General features: G+C 70.0%; 5 protein-coding genes. 3 read left to right on the forward strand and 2 right to left on the reverse strand.

Annotated features, from left to right (window positions below; translation table 11 throughout):
- A partial coding sequence (locus QK444_RS34645; protein WP_282786225.1) for a M23 family metallopeptidase occupies positions 1-433 on the forward strand: 433 nt, incomplete at its 5' end.
- 22 nt (positions 434-455) lie between these two features.
- Here the strand turns inward: QK444_RS34645 and purD are convergent.
- Positions 456-1,739 carry a phosphoribosylamine--glycine ligase gene (gene purD / locus QK444_RS34650; RefSeq protein ID WP_282786226.1) on the reverse strand — a complete coding sequence of 428 codons (1,284 nt, stop codon included), beginning with the start codon at positions 1,737-1,739 and terminating at the stop codon, positions 456-458.
- Between the two features lie 103 nt (positions 1,740-1,842).
- Between purD and QK444_RS34655 the strand changes: the two genes are divergently transcribed.
- Positions 1,843-2,220 carry a PH domain-containing protein gene (locus tag QK444_RS34655; protein ID WP_143982975.1) on the forward strand — a complete coding sequence of 126 codons (378 nt, stop codon included), beginning with the start codon at positions 1,843-1,845 and terminating at the stop codon, positions 2,218-2,220.
- A 4-nt stretch (positions 2,221-2,224) separates the two neighbouring features.
- Here QK444_RS34655 and QK444_RS34660 read toward each other — a convergent pair whose 3' ends face one another.
- The gene (locus QK444_RS34660) at positions 2,225-2,671 is read right to left on the reverse strand and encodes an SRPBCC family protein (RefSeq protein ID WP_282786227.1); all 447 of its coding nucleotides are present in this window, start codon (positions 2,669-2,671) and stop codon (positions 2,225-2,227) included.
- A 91-nt stretch (positions 2,672-2,762) separates the two neighbouring features.
- Between QK444_RS34660 and QK444_RS34665 the strand changes: the two genes are divergently transcribed.
- A partial coding sequence (locus tag QK444_RS34665) for an HIT family protein (RefSeq protein ID WP_282786228.1) occupies positions 2,763-3,158 on the forward strand: 396 nt, incomplete at its 3' end.

Raw genomic sequence — 3,158 nt, forward strand, 5'->3', positions numbered from 1 at the left:
CGACCCCGGCGGCGCGCTGCCGCCCGGCTTCGTGCTGCCCAGCATCGGCGGCTTCGCGCTCCCGGCCAAGGGGCTGTTCACCTCGGCGTTCGGCCAGCGCTGGGGCACCTTCCACAACGGCATCGACATCGCCGCGCCGCTGGGCTCTCCCATCTACGCCGTGGCCGCGGGCACTGTCGTCGACGCGGGCCCCGCCGCCGGATTCGGCCTGTGGGTGCGCATCCGCCACGACGACGGCACCATCACCGTCTACGGGCACATGTACGACTTCATCGTCTCGGTGGGCGAGCGCGTCCCGGCCGGAATGCAGATCGCCCGCATCGGCAACCGCGGCGACTCCACCGGCCCGCACCTGCACTTCGAGGTCATCCAGAACGGGCAGCACGTGGACCCGCAACGCTGGCTCGCCCTGCACGGCCTGTCCCTGAACTGATCCGGAAGGTTTCCGGGGTTCCTCAGACGGTGGTGGGCACCGTGATCCGGTTCTCGGTGGCCGCCAGTGCGATATCGGTGCGGAAGTGGCTGCCCGGCAGCTTGATTCCGGAAAGGCGGGCGTAGGCGTTCTCGCGCGCCGCCTCGAGATCGGCGCCGTGGCCGACGATCGACAGCACCCGGCCGCCCGCCGAGACCAGCGCCCCGTCGGCGCGCTGCGCGGTGCCCGCGTGCAGCACCTCGGATTCGGTTCCGGTACCAGCGGATTCGGCTCCGCTGATGACATCGCCGGTGCGCGGCCGCCCCGGGTAGTTCTCGGCGGCCAGTACGACGGTGACCGCGGCACCGTCCTTCCAGCACGGTGCCGCGACCCGGTCCAGGGTGCCGGTGGCGGTGGCGTGCAGCAGTTCGCCGAGCGGGCTGTCGAGCATGGCCAGCACCGCCTGAGTCTCGGGATCGCCGAAGCGGCAGTTGAATTCGACCACCGCCGGACCGGCCTGGCCGATGGCGAGCCCGGCGTACAGCAGCCCGGAGAACGGCGTCCCCCGGCGAACCATCTCGGCCGCAACGGGTTTCACCACCTCGTCGACGATGGTGGTGACGGTCTGCTCCGGCAGCCACGGCAGCGGCGTGTACGCGCCCATTCCGCCGGTATTGGGCCCGGTGTCCCCGTCGCCCACCCGCTTGTGGTCCTGTGCGGGCAGCAGCGGCACCACCGTCTCCCCGTCGACCAGGCAGAACAGCGACACCTCGGGCCCGTCCAGGAACGACTCCAGCAGCACCGGATGCCCCATCTCCAGGCATTCGGCGGCGTGGTCGCGCGCGGCCATCCGATCCGCGGTGACCACCACACCCTTGCCGGCGGCCAGCCCGTCGTCCTTGACCACCCAGGTCGGCCCGAAGCGGTCCAGCGCCGCGTCGAGTTCGCCCGGGCTGTCCACGACCTCGCTGTGCGCGGTCCGCACCCCGGCCGCGTTCATCACGTCCTTGGCGAACGCCTTGGATCCTTCGATCCGCGCGGCCTCGGCGGACGGTCCGAAGCAGGCGATCCCGGCCGCACGCACCGCGTCGGCGACGCCGAGCACCAGCGGCACCTCCGGTCCGATCACCACCAGATCGGCTTCGACGTCGCGCGCCAGCGCCACCACCTCGTCGCCGGAGCAGGGGTCGACCGGCCGGATCTCGGCGTGCTGGGCGATGCCCGCGTTGCCGGGCGCCGCGTACACCGCGGTCACCGCCGGGTCCCGCCGCAAGGCCAGGACGAGGGCATGTTCACGGGCTCCGGAGCCGATGACGAGTACGCGCACGCGCAACAGCTTAGGTGACGTCGGTTCGGTGCGGATCAGCCCTCCGGCAGGGATGATGGGGGTGACAGCCGCCACCGCGATCGCGCGAAGGATGTGCAGGCCGATGGGCTTGATCGACGGACTGATGGGCAATGCCGGACGCATCGATCCGAACTCCGCACAGCAGGAGTACGCGAAGCTGTTCGGGCAGGGGGAACAGGTGTACGCCGCGTACCTGCTGGTGCGCGACGCCATCCTGTTCACGAATCGGCGATTGATCATCGTCGACAAACAGGGCATGACGGGACGCAAGGTGAGTTATCACAGCATCCCGTACCGGGCCATCACGCATTTCTCGGTGGAGACCGCGGGCACCTTCGATATGGATGCCGAACTGTGCATCTGGATCGGCGGCTCCCCGGAGCCGGTGCAGAAGCGCTTCAACCGCCAGGTGGACATCTACGAGGTGCAGAGCATCCTCTCGCACTTCGTGGCGGTCTGACCGGTCAGGCTTCGGCGGCGGCGGCGATATCGTCGAGGTCGCGCTGCACCAGCTTGCGTGTCGCACCCTCGAACAGCTTGCCGAACACTCCGGCGAGCTTGGCCGCGAGACCCTTGGCTTCGCCGCCGAAGGTCATGGCCAGCAGCGTGCCGTCGCCCTGCGCCGTGACGGTGATGACCGAGGTGAAGTGGGTGCCGCGGGAATCGGCTTCGACGGTGTAGGAGCGACCGGGCTCGATGGCCGTCACCGCCATGGTCTCGGTGCTCTGCCTGCCGAACATGGTCCGCGTCTCCCGCCACGTGGTGCCGACCTCGAATCCGGTGCCGCCGCCGACCCGCTCGACCGTGTCGATGCCCTTCATCACCTCGGCGGCGCGGTCGATGTCGGTGACCACCGCCCAGACTCGTTCGGGCGGCGCGGCGATTTCCCGGGTAACGCTGATGGTCGGCATGGCCTGGTCTCCTCGGCGCGGTGGCGGGTGCTCGAGGCGAGTGTAGGCGCGCGCACCGACGACCCGCGGCCGCCGCGCGTACGCTGCCGCTATGGCTTCTGTTTTCTCCGCAATCATCTCCGGCCAGCTTCCCGGCCGGTTCGTGTGGGAGGACGACGAATTCGTCGCATTCCTGACCATCGCCCCGGTCACCCAGGGGCACACGCTGGTGGTGCCGCGCAAGGAGATCGACCAGTGGCAGGACCTGGACCCGGAGACCTTCGCGCGCATGAGCGCGGTGGCGCAGCGGATCGGCAAGGCGGTGCGGGCGGCCTGGGACGCGCCGCGCGCGGGCCTGCTCATCGCCGGTCTGGAGGTGCCGCACCTGCACATGCACGTCTTCCCCGCCTTCGAGCTCGGTGATTTCGACATCTCCGGAGCCGACACCGACCCGAGCAAGGAATCCCTCGACGAGGCCCAGGCCAAGATCAAGCAGGCCCTGCGCGAC

It is taken from the genome of Nocardia sp. CC201C (assembly GCF_030010695.1).
In the GTDB taxonomy this organism is placed as follows: Bacteria; Actinomycetota; Actinomycetes; order Mycobacteriales; family Mycobacteriaceae; genus Nocardia; species Nocardia otitidiscaviarum.